Consider the following 16448-nt stretch of genomic DNA (forward strand, 5'->3'; position numbering starts at 1 on the left):
CCAAGCAGTACTTGCTCAGGAATATAATGATGAAAGCTGGCAGTACGATTCTAAGCGCGGAGATAGTTTTGGGGAGATTTTACCTCGGATGAGCGAGCAGTTAGCCGATCAAGTTCTGGTTGAGCGGGTCCAGAAGGGTGATCAAAAATCGTTCAATTTACTGGTTATTCGTTACCAGCATAAAGTAGCGAGCCTTGTATCCCGCTACGTGCCACAAGGCGATGTGCCTGATGTGGTTCAGGAATCTTTTATCAAAGCGTATCGTGCGCTGGAATCTTTCCGCGGCGACAGTGCTTTTTATACCTGGCTGTATCGTATTGCAGTCAACACAGCGAAAAATTATCTGGTCGCTCAGGGGCGTCGTCCGCCATCCAGTGATGTCGATGCGAACGAAGCCGAGAATTTCGAAAGTGGCGGTGCCCTGAAAGAAATTTCGAACCCTGAGAACTTAATGTTGTCTGAAGAATTACGACAGATAGTTTTCCGTACTATTGAAGCACTTCCTGAAGATCTTCGCATGGCGATCACCTTAAGGGAGTTAGATGGATTGAGCTACGAAGAAATAGCCGCCATCATGGATTGTCCGGTGGGTACGGTAAGATCCCGTATATTCCGTGCCCGGGAAGCAATTGATAACAAGGTTCAGCCGCTCATCCAGCGTTAGAGATGACGGACACAGGAAGGGTACTTAGGCATGCAGAAAGAAAAGCTTTCCGCTCTGATGGATGGTGAAGCCATTGATTCTGAACTGTTGAGTTCTTTGTCAACAGATTCCAAGCTTCAGCAAGACTGGCAGAGTTATCATTTGATCCGCGATACCTTACGCGGTGATATTGGGAATGTGGTGCATCTGGATATCGCAGACCGTGTGGCCGCAGCGCTGGCAAACGAGCCGGTTAAACTGGTGCCGGGTTCCGCAACAGAATCGCAGCCTCAGCCTCATACCTGGCAAAAAATGCCTTTCTGGCAGAAGGTGCGCCCTTGGGCGAGCCAGCTGACTCAGGTTGGCGTAGCTGCTTGCGTATCGCTGGCTGTGATTGTCGGTGTGCAGCACTATAACCAGCCTGACGCGTCGGGCGCTTCTCCGGAAACGCCAGCATTTAATACTTTGCCAATGATGGGTAAAGCCTCTCCGGTCAGCTTCGGCGTGCCAAATGAAGGCAATACCACCAGCGGGCAACAAAATGTGCAGGAGCAACGTAAGCGTATCAATGCTATGTTGCAGGATTACGAACTGCAACGCCGCTTGCATTCTGAGCAACTTCAGCTCGAACCTGTTACTCCACAGCAAGCCGCTGTTCAGGTCCCAGGAACTCAGTCTTTAGGAACGCAAACGCAGTAATGAAGCAATTTTGGTTTGCCGCTTGTTTAGTGACGGGCAGCCTGCTTACTCCAAGTATCGCCTCGGCAGATCCCACTTCCGAGGCGTTATTACAAGGGATGGGTAAAGCCAGTCAGTCGCTGAATTATGAAATGGGTTTTATCAACATCACGAAGCAAGGGATTGATTCCTTTCGCTATCGTCATGCTGTTTCTAATCAATCCTCGCTCGCTCAACTGGTACTGATGGATGGTCCGCGCCGTGAAATTGTCCAGCGCGGAAAAGACATCAGCTACTTCGAGACCGGGCTTCAGCCTTTTACTCTGGATGGCGATCATATTGTTGATTCCCTGCCCTCCATTGTATTCAGCGATTTCTCCCAGCTGTCAAAATACTATGATTTCATCGCCGTAGGTCGCGCGCGTGCCGCAGACCGTCTGAGCCAGGTGATCCGCGTGGTTTCGCGTGATGGCACAAGGTTCAGCTATGTTATCTGGATTGATGAGCAGACTAAGTTGCCAATGCGTGTGGATTTATTAGATCGCGATGGCGAAACGCTGGAACAGTTCAGGGTCATCAGCTTTGATGATGGTAATCAAGTCATAGTGGCTCTTGCTGATCTTGAGAAAGCCAATCTGCCGCCGGTACTTTCGTTACCTGCTTCTGAGCCGATTAAGTTTGGATGGCAAGTGAAATGGCTTCCGGCGGGGGTAGCTGAAGTGGCGAGCAGTCGCAGAAGCTTGCCAAATATGCCAGTCACGATAGAATCCCGTTTGTATACTGACGGATTGTTCAGCTTCTCTGTCAATATCAGTGCTACCACTAACGGCCCCTCTGAGCAGTTAATCAGACAAGGGCGAAGAACCGTACAAACGGAAGTTCGTAACGGTAATGAGATTACTGTCGTCGGTGAATTGCCGCCTTCCACAGCAAAACGTATTGCTGAAAGCATTGTTTTCTCTGCCAAATGACTTTTGGCTAAATAAATCCGGGTGATTGTATGATGAAAGAATGGGCCACTGTGGTGTCGTGGCAAAACGGTATTGCATCACTGCGCTGTGAAACGCAGTCCGGTTGCAGTAGCTGCCATTCGCGTTCAGGTTGTGGTGCCCGGGTGCTGAATGAACTGGGACCACAGACTGGCCATAATCTTCAGGTCAGTTTTGCTGAGCCCCTTGAGCCGGGTCAGAAAGTTGAACTGGGAATACCGGAGGGCAGTTTGCTGCGCTCTGCATTTCTGGTTTATATGACACCGCTGTTTGGGGTGATTGCCGGAGGCGGAATACTGCAGGCTCTGTTTAAAGCAGACATGTACGCAGTGATCGGTGCCGTGCTGGGCGGCGGTCTGGGATTTATCATCGCCAAAGCACTGGCGGCAAAAGTCGACGGTAAATCGGGCTATCAGCCGGTGGTTTTGCAGGTGGGATTACCGCCGAACGCATTCCGTTATTCTGCGGATAACGAGCTTCCTTCGTAATATGTGACTTCTTTCGTGCTACCCGGAACGATGCGAAAACAAATGCCACTGACTCAGACGAGCCAGTGGCATTTTTAGTTTCTGACCGGGATACGGTTCTGAATCATATGCTCAATCAGGGCGATGAAAAGATCGGCACTGGAGAGTGAAGTATAGGCAACAGAGAACAAAATCCGGCCGTGTTTATCAAGCAATCTGATTAACGGGCTGTTGCTCCCGCCGCTGATAAACTGAATGTCTTCAACGGGTATTGTCTTTCCTTCTTCGGTGGTCAGCATTAATGCACTCAACCGGATCCTTTTCTCGTTCATTGTCAGAAGGTTAGAACCGATAAAGCGTTTCAGTCCGCAGTGCGAATTTACCATGCAGGTAAAAAGAATGTCTCCGCCCTGCGCTAGCGTATTCAAAGCCCAGGGGCCACGAAACATCAGTTGTTCATTCTTAATAACATCAATCAGCCGTTCTGAATTAGCAATGTTCGGCGTGATCCGGTGCCATGTTTTGCTATTTTCCTCACGGAACATCATCGTATTTAAAATGCGACGTGTATATTTACCCGTTCTGAAACGGTATATATCCGAGATTCTGTCGAACGGAATAAACCGGTTCTTTTTATCTAGCTGGCTTATAACCAAAATACCATTTTCATGAAGCTGATAGACCTGATTCGGTCGAATCAAACGTCTCAATAAAATAAGCACGACACCGAGCGCAATGCTCAGCAAGGCAGATACCACCACGCTATGCAGCCCGTCAGCGGTATGGCCGAAGGCGAGGAAAAAAGCGATTTGTACGGCACCGCCCACCAGCAAAAGCACTGAAAGGACCAGAGTGATCCAAGAGTTGGCTTTGGCAAAGCCATGCTGACTGAGCAGCCGCCCTTCATTGATCATATTGATAACCTTGTGACCGGATTGAATTAATAATAAAAAAACGAATGAATAGGAAGAATGAGAATTAAAACTTTGTGAATTGAAATAATGTAATTTCTTTTATAACAATATATTAGGTGTGCAAGTGCGTTTTTGTATATGGGCATTTTCCTAAAACCTGCCTGAGTCTAAAAAACACAGACGAAATGCCCAAAAAAAGTCAGGGCGACGCTGAAAGAACAGTCCGGGAATGAAAACAAATGAAAATGTGGGGATTTCCTTCAGAAAAAGCACGCATAATCTGGAGTTAGGATGTACCGATACTAGGTTTTCACGGTGCTGGCATGTAGAATGCTGCGACTTAGGCGAAAGACAGCCAACCTACAAACCGTCGCTGTATGTTCATGGCGAATGATTCAGAAATACCAAGGTAGAAAAACTTTTATAATGAAGCATATACGAAATTTCTCCATTATTGCCCACATTGACCACGGTAAGTCGACGCTGTCAGACCGTATTATTCAAATTTGCGGCGGCTTGTCCGATCGTGAAATGGAAGCGCAGGTTCTCGATTCTATGGATCTTGAGCGCGAGCGCGGTATCACCATCAAAGCGCAAAGCGTGACGCTCGATTACAAAGCGAAAGATGGGCAGATTTACCACCTGAACTTTATCGATACTCCCGGACATGTCGACTTCTCCTACGAAGTTTCCCGCTCACTGGCCGCCTGTGAAGGCGCATTGCTGGTTGTGGATGCGGGTCAGGGCGTAGAAGCGCAGACGCTGGCGAACTGCTACACTGCGATGGAAATGGATCTGGAAGTAGTTCCGGTTCTGAACAAAATCGATTTGCCTGCTGCTGATCCTGACCGCGCAGCTCAGGAAATTGAAGACATCGTGGGAATTGATGCGACGGATGCAGTCCGTTGTTCAGCTAAAACCGGTGTGGGTGTGCCTGAAGTTCTGGAGCGTCTGGTGCGTGATGTTCCGCCACCGGAAGGTGATCCTGATGCGCCATTGCAGGCTCTGATCATCGACTCCTGGTTCGATAACTATCTTGGCGTGGTTTCTCTGGTGCGTATCAAAAACGGCACCATGAGAAAAGGCGACAAAATCAAAGTTATGAGTACCGGACAGGTGTATAACGCCGATCGTCTGGGTATCTTCACGCCTAAACGTGTTGATAAAGACATTCTGAACTGCGGCGAAGTAGGCTGGCTGGTTTGTGCGATCAAAGACATCCTTGGCGCACCAGTGGGCGATACCCTGACGCTGGCTCGTCAGCCTGCAGAAAAGGCTTTGCCTGGTTTCAAGAAAGTGAAACCTCAGGTGTATGCTGGTCTGTTCCCGGTCAGTTCCGATGACTATGAAAACTTCCGCGATGCGTTAGGCAAATTGAGCCTCAACGATGCTTCCCTGTTCTATGAACCGGAAAGTTCTACCGCGCTGGGCTTTGGTTTCCGTTGTGGCTTCCTCGGTCTGCTGCACATGGAAATCATTCAGGAACGTCTGGAACGTGAATACGATCTGGACTTGATCACCACGGCACCGACCGTTGTGTACGAAGTTCTGACCACCGGCAACGAAACCATCTATGTCGACAGCCCGTCTAAGCTTCCGGCGCTGAATAACATTCTGGAATTACGCGAGCCAATTGCTGAGTGTCACATGCTGATGCCGCAGGAATATCTGGGCAGCGTGATCACCTTGTGTATTGAGAAACGTGGCGTGCAGACCAATATGGTCTATCACGGCAATCAGGTTGCGCTGACGTATGAAATTCCGATGGCTGAAGTAGTCCTCGATTTCTTCGACCGTCTGAAATCAACATCGCGCGGCTATGCGTCCCTCGATTACAATTTCAAACGTTTTCAGACTTCTGACATGGTGCGTGTTGATGTTCTAATCAACGGCGACCGTGTGGATGCACTGGCACTGATTACTCACCGTGGCAATTCACAGTTCCGTGGACGCCAGCTGGTTGAGAAGATGCAGGAACTGATCCCGCGTCAGCAGTTCGACATTGCTATTCAGGCGGCAATTGGTGCTCACATCATTGCCCGTTCCACCGTGAAGCAATTACGTAAAAACGTTCTCGCCAAATGTTATGGCGGTGACGTCAGCCGTAAGAAGAAACTTCTGCAGAAGCAGAAAGACGGTAAGAAACGCATGAAACAAGTGGGTAACGTTGAGTTACCGCAGGAAGCGTTCCTGGCCATTCTTCACGTGGGTAAAGAAAGCAAATAAATCCTCATTGAGTTGTAGGGAGTATGCATGGCTAACATGTTTGCCCTGATCCTGGCGATTGCAACGCTGGTTTCAGGGATTATCTGGTGCCTTGATCGCTTCAAGCTGGCACCTGCACGCCGGGCTAAAATTGCGAAAATTAAGGCTGAAACGGGCGGGGCGGTTGACGATACAACGCTGAGCAAAGTCGCGAAGCAGCCAGGCTGGGTGGAAACCTGTGCTTCTGTATTCCCGGTATTGTTAGTTGTGTTTGTGGTGCGTTCATTTATTTATGAACCGTTCCAGATCCCATCTGGCTCTATGATGCCAACGTTGCTTATTGGCGATTTCATTGTGGTTGAGAAATATGCTTATGGCCTGAAGGATCCTATTACCCAGACCAAGCTTATCCCGACCGGTGAACCAAAACGCGGCGATGTGGTGGTATTTAAATATCCGCTTAATCCAAGCGTGGACTATATTAAACGTCTGGTCGGTTTGCCAGGCGACCGGGTGACTTACGATCCGTTCAGCAAGCAGGTGACCGTTCAGCCAGCCTGCGACAGCGGCAAAAATTGCAACACGGCTTTGGCGGTGACTTATGACACCGGCGTTGCCAGCGATTTCGTGCAGACTTTTGGTCAGTCTTCTGGTGGCGAAGCCAGCAGTGGTTTCTTTGAAACGCCACCGACAGGCAATGTTCCGCAAGACGGTGTCCGTCTTGTTCAGCGTAATGAAACGCTGGGCAATGTCACGCATCGTATTCTGACTGTGCCGGGCGCGCGTGACCAACTGGGTGCGTATTATCAGCAACCGGGCCAACCGCTGGGGACATGGGTCGTTCCTGCCGGCCATTATTTCATGATGGGCGATAACCGTGATAACAGCGCTGACAGCCGTTATTGGGGCTTTGTACCTGAAAAGAATTTAGTGGGTAAAGCGTCTGCAATTTGGATGAGCTTTAAAAAACAGGAAGGTGAATGGCCTACCGGTGTTCGTTTAAGCCGTATCGGTGGAATTCATTAATTAATGGTGCCCGTTAGCGCAGCATTATATTTCCACTCGTTGTAGAATATCCTTTCGGGCGATAAAAGTTGGCTCCCCTGATTTTACGTTTTTATTTAAAACGAACAGGAGGAGCCACTGCAAACGAAACAGCTTTGGATTGGCTTAGGGCGAAGCAGGCCTGTTCCGTATGCTGAAGTTTTTGACGCATTCTTGATCTATTGGTAACTCATGAATCCCATCGTAATAAACAGGCTTCAGCGGAAGCTGGGCTACACTTTTCAACAGCAGGAGCTTTTATTGCAGGCACTGACTCACCGCAGCGCAAGCAGTAAACACAATGAGCGTTTAGAGTTCCTGGGTGACTCAATTCTTAGTTATGTAATAGCTAACGCGCTGTACCATCGTTTTCCTCGTGTAGACGAGGGCGATATGAGTCGTATGCGTGCCACGCTGGTACGTGGAAATACGTTAGCTGAAATGGCACGTGAATTCGATCTCGGCGAATGCTTACGCTTAGGGCCGGGCGAATTGAAAAGTGGTGGTTTCCGCCGCGAGTCGATTCTTGCGGATACGGTGGAGGCACTCATTGGCGGCGTGTTCCTGGACAGTGATATCCAGACCGTCGAAAAGCTGATTCTCGATTGGTACCGTAGTCGTTTAGACGAAATCAGTCCCGGTGATAAGCAGAAAGACCCAAAAACCCGTTTACAGGAGTTTTTGCAAGGTCGTCATCTGCCGTTGCCTTCTTATCTGGTTGTGCAGGTTCGCGGTGAAGCGCACGATCAGGAGTTTACCATCCACTGCCAGGTCAGTGGCTTGAACCAGCCGGTTGTAGGAACCGGTTCAAGCCGCCGTAAAGCCGAGCAGGCGGCAGCGGAACAAGCGCTGATACAGCTGGAGCTTGAATGAGCGAAGAAAAGAATTACTGTGGTTTTGTTGCAATCGTAGGCCGTCCTAACGTCGGTAAATCTACCTTGCTGAATGAATTATTGGGGCAGAAAATCTCCATTACTTCCCGCAAACCGCAAACCACGCGTCACCGCATCATGGGTATCCACACCGAAGGGCCATACCAGGCTATCTACGTGGACACCCCGGGGCTGCACATCGAAGAAAAACGTGCCATTAACCGTCTGATGAACCGCGCTGCAAGCAGCTCGATTGGTGATGTAGAACTGGTGATCTTCGTGGTTGAAGGCACTCACTGGACTCCGGATGACGAAATGGTGGTCAACAAACTGCGTGATTTGAAATCACCGGTTCTGCTGGCAATCAACAAGATTGATAACGTCACCGATAAGTCTAAATTGCTGCCACATTTGCAATTCTTGAGTGAGCAGATGAACTTCGTTGATATCGTGCCTATCTCAGCAGAGAAAGGCACCAACGTGGATACCATTGCAGCTCTGGTGCGCAAACGTCTGCCGGAAGCGGTTCACCACTTCCCGGAAGATTACATCACTGACCGTTCACAGCGCTTCATGGCCTCTGAAATCATCCGTGAAAAACTGATGCGTTTCCTCGGCGAAGAATTGCCGTATTCCGTGACCGTAGAAATCGAACGCTTCGTCAGCAATGAACGCGGCGGTTACGATATCAATGGCCTGATTCTGGTAGAACGTGAAGGCCAGAAGAAAATGGTTATCGGCAACAAAGGCTCTAAAATCAAGACGATTGGCATTGAAGCCCGCCAGGACATGGAAAACATGTTTGAAGCGAAAGTCCATCTTGAGTTGTGGGTTAAGGTCAAATCCGGCTGGGCAGACGACGAACGTGCGCTGCGTAGCCTGGGTTATGTAGACGACTTATAAGGTCCGCGCCTATGGAAGGCTGGCAACGCGCATTTGTTTTGCATGGGCGACCTTACAGTGAAACCAGTCTCATGCTGGATTTATTCACTGAGGGACAAGGGCGGGTACGCATACTGGCTAAAGGTGCGCGTGGCCGCCGGTCCAATTTAAAAGGCTGCCTGCAGCCTTTTACGCCTTTATTGGTTCGCTGGAGCGGGCGGGGAGAAGTCAAAACCCTGCGTAATGCCGAGCCGGTTTCTCTGGCACTTCCCCTTTCAGGTCTGATGCTTTACAGCGGCCTGTACGTCAATGAACTCGTTTCCCGCGTACTTGAGCAGGAAGCTAATTACTCTTCGTTATTCTTCGACTATCTTAATTGTCTGCAAAATCTTGCCAGCGCCAGTGGTTCGCCTGAGTACGCTTTGCGTCAGTTTGAACTCTCGCTTTTACACCATCTGGGCTATGGCGTGGATTTCCTGCATTGCGCGGGCAGTGGCGAAGAAGTCAGCGACACCATGACCTACCGCTATCGTGAAGAAAAAGGCTTTATCGCCAGTCTGGTCATTGATAATTCCAGCTTCACCGGGCGTGATTTGAAAGCGCTGGCCAGCCGGGATTTTCCGGATGTTTCCACGCTGCGTGCTGCAAAACGTTTTACCCGCATGGCACTGAAACCCTATCTCGGCGGCAAGCCCCTGAAAAGTCGTGAGCTATTTCGCCAGTTTCAGGTCAAAAAGCCTGTCTCACCTTCTGACAATTCTTCCAGCTAATTCAGATTCCGGGCTACACGTCGCTACTCTCAAGGGTGTAAACTGCAGAAAGTAGCTTTTCTGATCCACTCATAAATCAATTCATTCTCAAATCTGGAGCTGTTATGGCTGAGTTGCTGTTGGGCGTTAACATTGATCACATCGCGACACTGCGTAATGCACGTGGTACGGCTTACCCTGATCCGGTTCAGGCGGCATTCATCGCTGAACAGGCTGGTGCTGATGGGATCACCGTCCACCTGCGTGAGGATCGCCGTCATATCACCGACCGCGACGTGCGCCTACTGCGTCAGACTATCCAAACCCGCATGAATCTTGAAATGGCTGTCACCGATGAAATGGTCGGGATTGCCTGCGAAGTTTTGCCGCATTTCTGCTGCCTGGTGCCGGAAAAACGCGAGGAAGTGACTACCGAAGGCGGTCTGGATGTCGCCGGTCAGATAGATAAAATGACCGTTGCCGTTTCCCGTCTGAGCGAAGCGGGCATTCTGGTTTCCCTGTTTATCGACCCGGATTTGCGCCAGATTGATGCTGCCGTCGCGGTCGGTGCGCCTTACATCGAAATTCATACCGGTGCGTATGCGGAAGCGAAGACTGATCTTGAGCGTCAGGCTGAGCTGGAACGTATTAAGCAGGGTGCAGCTTATGCAGCAGGCAAAGGTTTGAAAGTAAACGCCGGTCACGGGCTGACGTACCATAACGTGCAGCCGATCGCGGCACTGCCGGAAATGCATGAGCTGAATATCGGCCACGCTATCATCGGTCAGGCGGTTATCGACGGCTTATCCGGTGCAGTACGTGAAATGAAAAATCTGATGAGAGAAGCCCGCCGGTAATGAGCATTTTAGGTTTAGGTACGGACATTGTTGAAATTTCCCGTATCGAAGCAGTGATTGAACGCAGCGGCGACCGGCTGGCGAAGCGTATTTTATGCGCCAATGAATGGGCTGTTTATCAGCAACATCAGCAGCCGGTTCGTTTTCTGGCGAAGCGGTTTGCCGTCAAGGAAGCCGCAGCTAAAGCGCTGGGAACCGGTATTCGCAACGGCCTGGCATTTGAGCAGTTTGAAGTCGTCAATGATGTGCTGGGTAAGCCGGGGCTGGTTTTTCATGCCCGCGCGGCAGAAATGGCGGCGGAAATGGGCGTGAAATCCGTGCATGTTACGCTTGCCGATGAGCGCCGTTATGCCTGTGCGACGGTTATTATTGAAAACTGATTTGTTGCATCATTCCGTCAGTTAAACGGCGTGATGCAATACCACAAACTTATCCCAAAGCTGTTCGTTAGTTTCGGTGTGTTGCGGATTGATGATGATGGTATTGTCGATTGGGCAGACGCTCTGACAGGTCGGTTTGTCGTAATGACCGACACATTCCGTGCAACGATCGCTGTCAATTTCGTAAATATCATTGCCCATCGAGATCGCCTGATTCGGGCACTCCGGTTCGCACATATCGCAATTAATGCATTTGTGTGTGATCAGCAGGGCCATGGCGTTTTCTCATATCGTTCAGTCATCAGGGCGCGCAGTATAGCAGAATTGCGCTGGCACAGGGTCTACGTCAGTGCCTTTCCGCTCCCTGAATGATCCTGATCAAACCAGCTTTTTGACCAGTTCTTCGCTGTGGCGGATCCGCTCCGGTGCATGTTCGGTATCCTGCTGAACCAGCGCAACAAACAGCAGATCGGTCAGTGAATATTGTGCCGTTGTGGCCGACAAAGCGGCTCCGCGTGTGGTCGGTAATTCTGCGACGGTGTACAAACAATGATCGGCCTGTTGTTGCAGGGTATTGGGTGAAAACCCGGTGATCGCCAGCACCTTAGCGCCACTTTCCCGGGCAACCCGTGCCGCCAGATTGATTTCGCTGCGTTCACCGCTGAACGAAATCGCCAGCAATAAATCTTCTTTTGAAAGCGCCTGAGCTGTAGCAATCAGCACATGTGTGTCCGACTCTGCGATGGCTGTGACGCCAATTTTCAACAGTTTATACGCCAGATCCTTAGCCACCAGTCCGGATGCCCCGATGCCCGTCAGAATGATTTTTCGGGCACTGCTCAGCATCGACAATGCGATTTGCAAACGGGGCTCGCTGTTGATATCGAGCGTTGCGCGCAAAGCCGATTGTTTTTCTGTCAGCAGTTTCTCGCCCACAACGTGCAGACTGTCGGTGCTCAGGATCTGATTGTGTACGGTGACAGGTTCGCTGTTTTTGGGGGATGCAAGGGATTCGCTCATGGCGAGTTTCAGCGCAGGAAAGCCTTTATAACCGAGTTTTTGCGCGAACTTCACCACGCCAGACTGGCTGACTCCCGCCATTTCGGCCAGTTTTTGTGAGCTCATATGACGCGCTTTTTCTGGCTGAGCCAGTAAAAAATCAGCCAGTTTACGGTCATTTTGTGCCAGTGTCGGATACAGCTGGCGGATACGGATCATACAACTCATGGTGGCTTATCCCGGCTTCTCAGAATACGTAGGTCACGTTTTGCGGATTATGTTATCTAAAATAGCAAATATTCCTCGCAATGATGAATAAAATATTCAAGTATTATGCAATAAATTTGAATTAAAAATTCAGGAGAAAAACATGAACAGCCCCCTTAACTTAGGCGCACTCGTTTCCGAGAGCCGTAATCCGGATACGATCAACTTAGATGAAATGTCTTCACTGGAATTAGCCACCTGTTTCAATCAGGAAGACCGCAAAGTTCCTGAGGCCATCAGTAAAGTTCTGCCGCAAATTGCGCAGGCGATCGATAAAGCCGCGGCCTCATTTAAAGCGGGCGGTCGTCTGATTTATCTCGGCGCGGGGACCAGCGGGCGTCTGGGCGTTCTCGATGCATCGGAATGTCCGCCAACGTTCGGCGTGCCGCACGGCATAGTTATCGGCCTGATTGCCGGTGGTCCCGGTGCATTACTCAAAGCGGTAGAAGGGGCCGAAGACAGCGAAGCGCTGGGCGTTGAAGATTTAAAGGATCTGCATCTGAGCGCGGATGACACCGTTGTCGGATTAGCGGCGAGCGGCCGCACACCTTACGTGATCGGCGCGTTGCGCTACGCCACGGAACTGGGTTGTGCCACGGTGGCGATTTCCTGTAATCCGGATTCACCGATTGCGCAGGAAGCGACGATCGCCATTTCTCCCGTTGTCGGGCCCGAGGCGCTGACCGGTTCCACTCGTCTGAAATCCGGTACTGCGCAGAAGCTGGTACTGAACATGATTTCTACCGGTGCGATGGTGAAAACCGGCAAGGTCTATCAGAACCTGATGGTCGACGTGAAAGCGACCAACGTCAAACTAGTCGATCGTGCCTGCCGCATTGTTGTGGAAGCCACCGGCGCGGCACGCAGTGATGCTGAACTGGCGCTTTCTCAGACTGATTTCGAAGTGAAACCGGCCATTCTCATGTTACTGGCGGGCATTGATGCACCACAGGCAAAAGCGCGTCTGGAGCAACATAACGGCTACCTTCGCGCCGCGCTGGCGGGCTAAATCAGGAGAAAAGCATGGCGACAGCAATGGATAAAACTCACCTGCTGGCTTCTAAGATTTTGCAGGGTGTGGGCGGCGAAGGGAATATCAGCAAGCTGGAAAACTGCATGACCCGTGTACGCGTGGAAGTTTTTGACGATGCGTGCCTGGATCTGACCAGCCTGAAAACGCTGGAGGGGATTAAAGGTTATCTCAGGCAGGGCGAGCAGCATCAGTTTATCGTCGGGCCGGGGGCAGCAGCCAAAGTCGTGGACGCCATGCGCCTGTTGCTGAGCCCTGCGGGAACAGCCAGTGCGGCGGGTGAAAGTGATATAGCCCGCAACAAAGCCAGTGCCAAAGCCAAATACTCAGCGCCGATGAGTGGCGCGCTGCGAAAACTGGCGGATGTTTTCATTCCGCTGATCCCGGCATTTATCGCTTCAGGTCTGATTATGGGCATTATTAATCTGCTCAAACGGCCTGATATCGCCGGTTCCATTGCGACTGATTATCCTAATATTCTCGGCCTGCTGGCGATATTCGGCGGCGCTGTATTTGCCATCATGAATATTCTGGTCGGTGTGAATGCTGCCCGCGTGTTTGGCGGTTCACAGGCCATGGGCGGCGTGATGGCGGGGATCCTTTCCAGTCCGGCGCTGGCGCAAATTACGCTGTTTGGCGAAACATTACAGCCGGGGCGTGGCGGGGTGATTGCGGTCTTGCTGGTCGTCGCGCTGATGTGCTGGCTCGAAAAACGGCTGCGCCAGTGGCTGCCTGAATCGGTCGAACTGATCCTCAATCCGCTGATCACCACGCTGATCACTGCGACGCTGGCAATTGTTATCCTCCAGCCGATCGGCGGTTATATCTCTGACGGCATCGCGCACGGCGTCAATATTGCTATCGACAAAGGCGGATTACTGGTCGGTGCAGTGCTGGCCGGAGCCTTTCTGCCGCTGGTGCTTTCCGGGCTTCATCAGGGGCTGGTGCCTATCCACGTAGAGCTTATTCAGGCGCACGGTTCCAATCCGCTGTTGCCCATTCTGGCGATGGCGGGTGTCGGACAGGTCGGCGCGGCGATTGCGGTTTACATGAAAACGCGTAACGCACGGCTGAAAAAAGTGATTAAAGGTGCGCTGCCGGTGGGAATACTGGGCATTGGTGAGCCGTTGATTTTCGGGGTGACGCTACCGCTTGGCCGGCCATTTATTGGCGCCTGTCTGGGCGGAGCCGTGGGCGGCGCGCTAATCTGTTACTGGAAAGTCGCTACGGTCATCACGTTTGGTATTTCCGGGTTGCCGCTGGCGCTGACCATTATTTCTGGCAAAGTGATGTTGTATCTGGCCGGTTTAGTCATTACGGTATTAGCTGGTTTTATTTTTACCTGGCTGATGGGGTTTAACGATCCCGAGGAGTAATGGATTGAGTACGAAGCCTGATCGACGGGTGGTCTTTTTTGACCTGGATGGAACGCTGCATCAGCAGGACATGTTCGGAACCTTCCTGCGTTTTTTGCTAAAAAAAATGCCGCAGAACCTGGTTCTGGTGGTGCCTTTATTGCCGCTGATTGGCGCAGGACTATTCTTTCAGGGGCGTGCAACACGCTGGCCGATGAGTCTGTTGCTGTGGGCCATTACCTTTGGTCACAGTGAGGCACGCCTGAAAGCGCTGGAGCTGCAATTCGTGACTGCGTTTCGCGAAAAAGTGGTGGAGTTTCCGGTGGTACAACGCCGGTTGCGCGAATATCTGGACAGCGATGATACCGAAGTGTGGCTGATCACCGGTTCTCCTGAGAACCTGGTGCAGCAGGTTTATAACGCATCGCTGTTTTTACCGCAGGTACGTCTGGTGGGCAGCCGTATCGCGCGGGGTAAAGGCGGCTGGGTGCTGCCTCTGCGCTGTCTCGGTGAGGAAAAAGTTGTACAGCTCGAAAGCCGGATTGGCTCACCGCTGAAACTTTACAGTGGTTACAGCGACAGCAAACAGGACAACCCGCTGTTGTTCTTTTGCGAGCACCGTTTTCGTGTCAGTAAGCAGGGCGAATTGCAGCAACTGGAATAAATACCGCAGGATGTTTCAGACAAAAAACAGGCCATTTCTGGCCTGTTTTTATTTGGGCATATTCTTTAGTAATCAGAACGCAGCTTTGAAAATCCCTACCACATCGGCATGCGTACCCTGAATCGGGTTAGTCAGTGCGCAGGCATCTTTCAGGGCGTTGGTCGCCAGTGTATTAAAATCTTCTTCTTTCACGTTCAGGTCGCGTAATCCGGCAGGAATATCGACATCACGCGCCAGCTGACGGATAGCATCGATACAGGCTTTTGCACCTTCTGCATCACTCATCGCTGAAACATCAATGTGCATCGCGGCAGCAACGTCTTTCAGACGCGGGCTGGCAACGCGGGCGTTGTATTCCTGCACAAACGGCAGCAGGACGGCATTACAAACGCCATGCGGCAGGTTATAGAAACCGCCTAACTGGTGCGCCATGGCGTGTACATAACCGAGCGACGCATTGTTAAATGCCATCCCGGCGAGAAACTGTGCGTAAGCCATGTCTTCGCGAGCCTGCATATTTTTACCGTCTTTCACTGCAGTGCGCAGTGAGTCGGTAATCATGGTAATCGCTTTCAGCGCACAGGCATCCGTTATCGGGTTTGCCGCGCTGGATACATAGGCTTCGATCGCGTGAGTCAGCGCATCCATCCCGGTGGCAGCAGTCAGCCCTTTTGGCATGCCGACCATCAGATGCGGGTCATTGACTGACATCAGCGGCGTCACGTTTTTATCCACGATAGCCATTTTGATATGGCGTTCTTCATCGGTAATGATGCAAAAACGCGTCATTTCTGAAGCCGTACCGGCAGTCGTGTTGATAGAAATCAGCGGCAACTGGGGTTTAGCAGAACGGTCAACGCCTTCGTAATCGTTGATGTTGCCGCCGTTAGTGGCCAGCAACGCGATACCTTTGGCGCAGTCATGCGGTGAACCGCCGCCAAGTGAGATCACGCAATCGCAGGCATCTTTTTTCAGGATCTCCAGCCCTTCACGCACATTGCGGGTGGTTGGGTTAGGGTTTGTTCCATGATAAACGCTGCTTTGCACGTCGCTTTTTGCCAGTAATTCCTGAACCTGTTTAACCACGCCGATATCGAATAACACTTTATCCGTGACGATCAGGGCATGGCGGAAACCATGCTGCGCGATAGCGGTAGCCGCATCATTAAGCGCGCCAGAACCAATAACGTTAACGGACGGGATAAAGAAAGTTGCAGTAGCCATAATTGTTTTCCTTGTTGTCAGCTCTTGGTAGGTACAAGGAAACCTTAATGTTGTTACCGGTAACATCATTTGATCTGGCGCAAGAATACGCAGATTAACCCGGCTAATTTCCTGATCTAATGACTATGAAATGTAAGGTTATTATCTGTTGGCATAAGCCATTTCTGCTATCAGAACCGCGGGTTATCATCATTAAGTAATACTTCCTGTTACCGCTGATGAACTGTAC

The 16448-nt window shown here is 50.9% G+C and carries 18 protein-coding genes; 14 read left to right on the forward strand and 4 right to left on the reverse strand.

All coding sequences use genetic code 11. The annotated features are described in order from the left end of the window. The first annotated feature begins 88 nt into the window (after positions 1 to 88). Genes rpoE through rseC form a run of 4 tightly spaced genes read left to right on the forward strand, consistent with a single transcriptional unit; the run spans position 89 to position 2798 of the window. Complete coding sequence (gene rpoE, locus EC840_RS08825) at positions 89 to 664, forward strand: RNA polymerase sigma factor RpoE (RefSeq protein WP_037040184.1); 576 nt, start codon at positions 89 to 91, stop codon at positions 662 to 664. Between the two features lie 30 nt (positions 665 to 694). Next, positions 695 to 1342, forward strand: coding sequence for an anti-sigma-E factor RseA (gene rseA / locus EC840_RS08830; protein WP_112288182.1), 648 nt, complete (start codon positions 695 to 697; stop codon positions 1340 to 1342). Beyond that, positions 1342 to 2292 carry a sigma-E factor regulatory protein RseB gene (gene rseB, locus EC840_RS08835; RefSeq protein WP_113876190.1) on the forward strand — a complete coding sequence of 317 codons (951 nt, stop codon included), beginning with the start codon at positions 1342 to 1344 and terminating at the stop codon, positions 2290 to 2292. The genes rseA and rseB overlap by 1 nt, the downstream gene beginning before the upstream one ends. A 29-nt stretch (positions 2293 to 2321) precedes the next feature. Further along, a complete protein-coding gene (gene rseC / locus EC840_RS08840; RefSeq protein ID WP_132965007.1) occupies positions 2322 to 2798 on the forward strand; it encodes a SoxR-reducing system protein RseC in 477 nt (158 codons plus the stop codon). Positions 2799 to 2872: 74 nt separating this feature from the next. On the opposite strand, the gene EC840_RS08845 is transcribed toward rseC, so the two are convergent. Further along, a complete protein-coding gene (locus tag EC840_RS08845; RefSeq protein ID WP_113876188.1) occupies positions 2873 to 3691 on the reverse strand; it encodes a DUF6585 family protein in 819 nt (272 codons plus the stop codon). 426 nt (positions 3692 to 4117) lie between these two features. Between EC840_RS08845 and lepA the strand changes: the two genes are divergently transcribed. The 7 genes from lepA (at position 4118) to acpS (ending at position 10680) form a co-directional block, all read left to right on the forward strand. Further along, on the forward strand, positions 4118 to 5917 hold the full coding sequence (gene lepA / locus EC840_RS08850) for a translation elongation factor 4 (protein ID WP_113876187.1): 1800 nt from the start codon (positions 4118 to 4120) through the stop codon (positions 5915 to 5917). 27 nt (positions 5918 to 5944) lie between these two features. Continuing rightward, positions 5945 to 6922, forward strand: a complete 978-nt coding sequence (lepB, locus tag EC840_RS08855) for a signal peptidase I (RefSeq protein WP_112288187.1) — start codon at positions 5945 to 5947, stop codon at positions 6920 to 6922. Between the two features lie 210 nt (positions 6923 to 7132). After that, positions 7133 to 7813, forward strand: coding sequence for a ribonuclease III (gene rnc / locus EC840_RS08860; protein ID WP_013576719.1), 681 nt, complete (start codon positions 7133 to 7135; stop codon positions 7811 to 7813). Then, entirely contained in the window at positions 7810 to 8715 is a 906-nt protein-coding gene (gene era, locus EC840_RS08865; protein WP_112288188.1) for a GTPase Era, read from the forward strand. Before rnc ends, era begins: the two co-directional genes overlap by 4 nt. An 11-nt stretch (positions 8716 to 8726) precedes the next feature. Then, positions 8727 to 9464, forward strand: a complete 738-nt coding sequence (gene recO, locus EC840_RS08870) for a DNA repair protein RecO (RefSeq protein WP_113876186.1) — start codon at positions 8727 to 8729, stop codon at positions 9462 to 9464. A gap of 104 nt (positions 9465 to 9568) precedes the next feature. Further along, positions 9569 to 10300: a pyridoxine 5'-phosphate synthase gene (gene pdxJ, locus EC840_RS08875; RefSeq protein WP_112288190.1), complete on the forward strand. Its 732-nt coding sequence runs from the start codon at positions 9569 to 9571 to the stop codon at positions 10298 to 10300. Beyond that, a complete protein-coding gene (gene acpS / locus EC840_RS08880) occupies positions 10300 to 10680 on the forward strand; it encodes a holo-ACP synthase (protein ID WP_112288191.1) in 381 nt (126 codons plus the stop codon). Before pdxJ ends, acpS begins: the two co-directional genes overlap by 1 nt. A 21-nt stretch (positions 10681 to 10701) precedes the next feature. Here acpS and EC840_RS08885 read toward each other — a convergent pair whose 3' ends face one another. Together EC840_RS08885 and EC840_RS08890 are read right to left on the reverse strand one after the other, a co-directional pair. After that, positions 10702 to 10956 (reverse strand): YfhL family 4Fe-4S dicluster ferredoxin, encoded by a 255-nt coding sequence (locus EC840_RS08885; RefSeq protein ID WP_113876185.1) that lies wholly within the window; start codon positions 10954 to 10956, stop codon positions 10702 to 10704. A 102-nt stretch (positions 10957 to 11058) separates the two neighbouring features. Next, positions 11059 to 11907: a MurR/RpiR family transcriptional regulator gene (locus EC840_RS08890; protein ID WP_113876184.1), complete on the reverse strand. Its 849-nt coding sequence runs from the start codon at positions 11905 to 11907 to the stop codon at positions 11059 to 11061. A gap of 142 nt (positions 11908 to 12049) precedes the next feature. Here EC840_RS08890 and murQ point away from each other — a divergent pair, with 142 nt between their 5' ends. Genes murQ through yfhb form a run of 3 tightly spaced genes read left to right on the forward strand, consistent with a single transcriptional unit; the run spans position 12050 to position 14995 of the window. After that, positions 12050 to 12955, forward strand: coding sequence for an N-acetylmuramic acid 6-phosphate etherase (murQ, locus tag EC840_RS08895; protein WP_132965009.1), 906 nt, complete (start codon positions 12050 to 12052; stop codon positions 12953 to 12955). A gap of 26 nt (positions 12956 to 12981) precedes the next feature. Next, complete coding sequence (locus EC840_RS08900) at positions 12982 to 14352, forward strand: PTS transporter subunit EIIC (protein WP_129639411.1); 1371 nt, start codon at positions 12982 to 12984, stop codon at positions 14350 to 14352. Between the two features lie 4 nt (positions 14353 to 14356). Beyond that, positions 14357 to 14995: a phosphatidylglycerophosphatase C gene (yfhb, locus tag EC840_RS08905; RefSeq protein WP_113876182.1), complete on the forward strand. Its 639-nt coding sequence runs from the start codon at positions 14357 to 14359 to the stop codon at positions 14993 to 14995. Between the two features lie 72 nt (positions 14996 to 15067). On the opposite strand, the gene yiaY is transcribed toward yfhb, so the two are convergent. Continuing rightward, a complete protein-coding gene (gene yiaY, locus EC840_RS08910; protein ID WP_113876181.1) occupies positions 15068 to 16219 on the reverse strand; it encodes an L-threonine dehydrogenase in 1152 nt (383 codons plus the stop codon). Positions 16220 to 16448: the final 229 nt, after the last annotated feature.

Origin of the sequence: Rahnella sp. JUb53 (assembly GCF_004346065.1) — a bacterium.
Classification (GTDB): Bacteria; Pseudomonadota; Gammaproteobacteria; order Enterobacterales; family Enterobacteriaceae; genus Rahnella; species Rahnella variigena.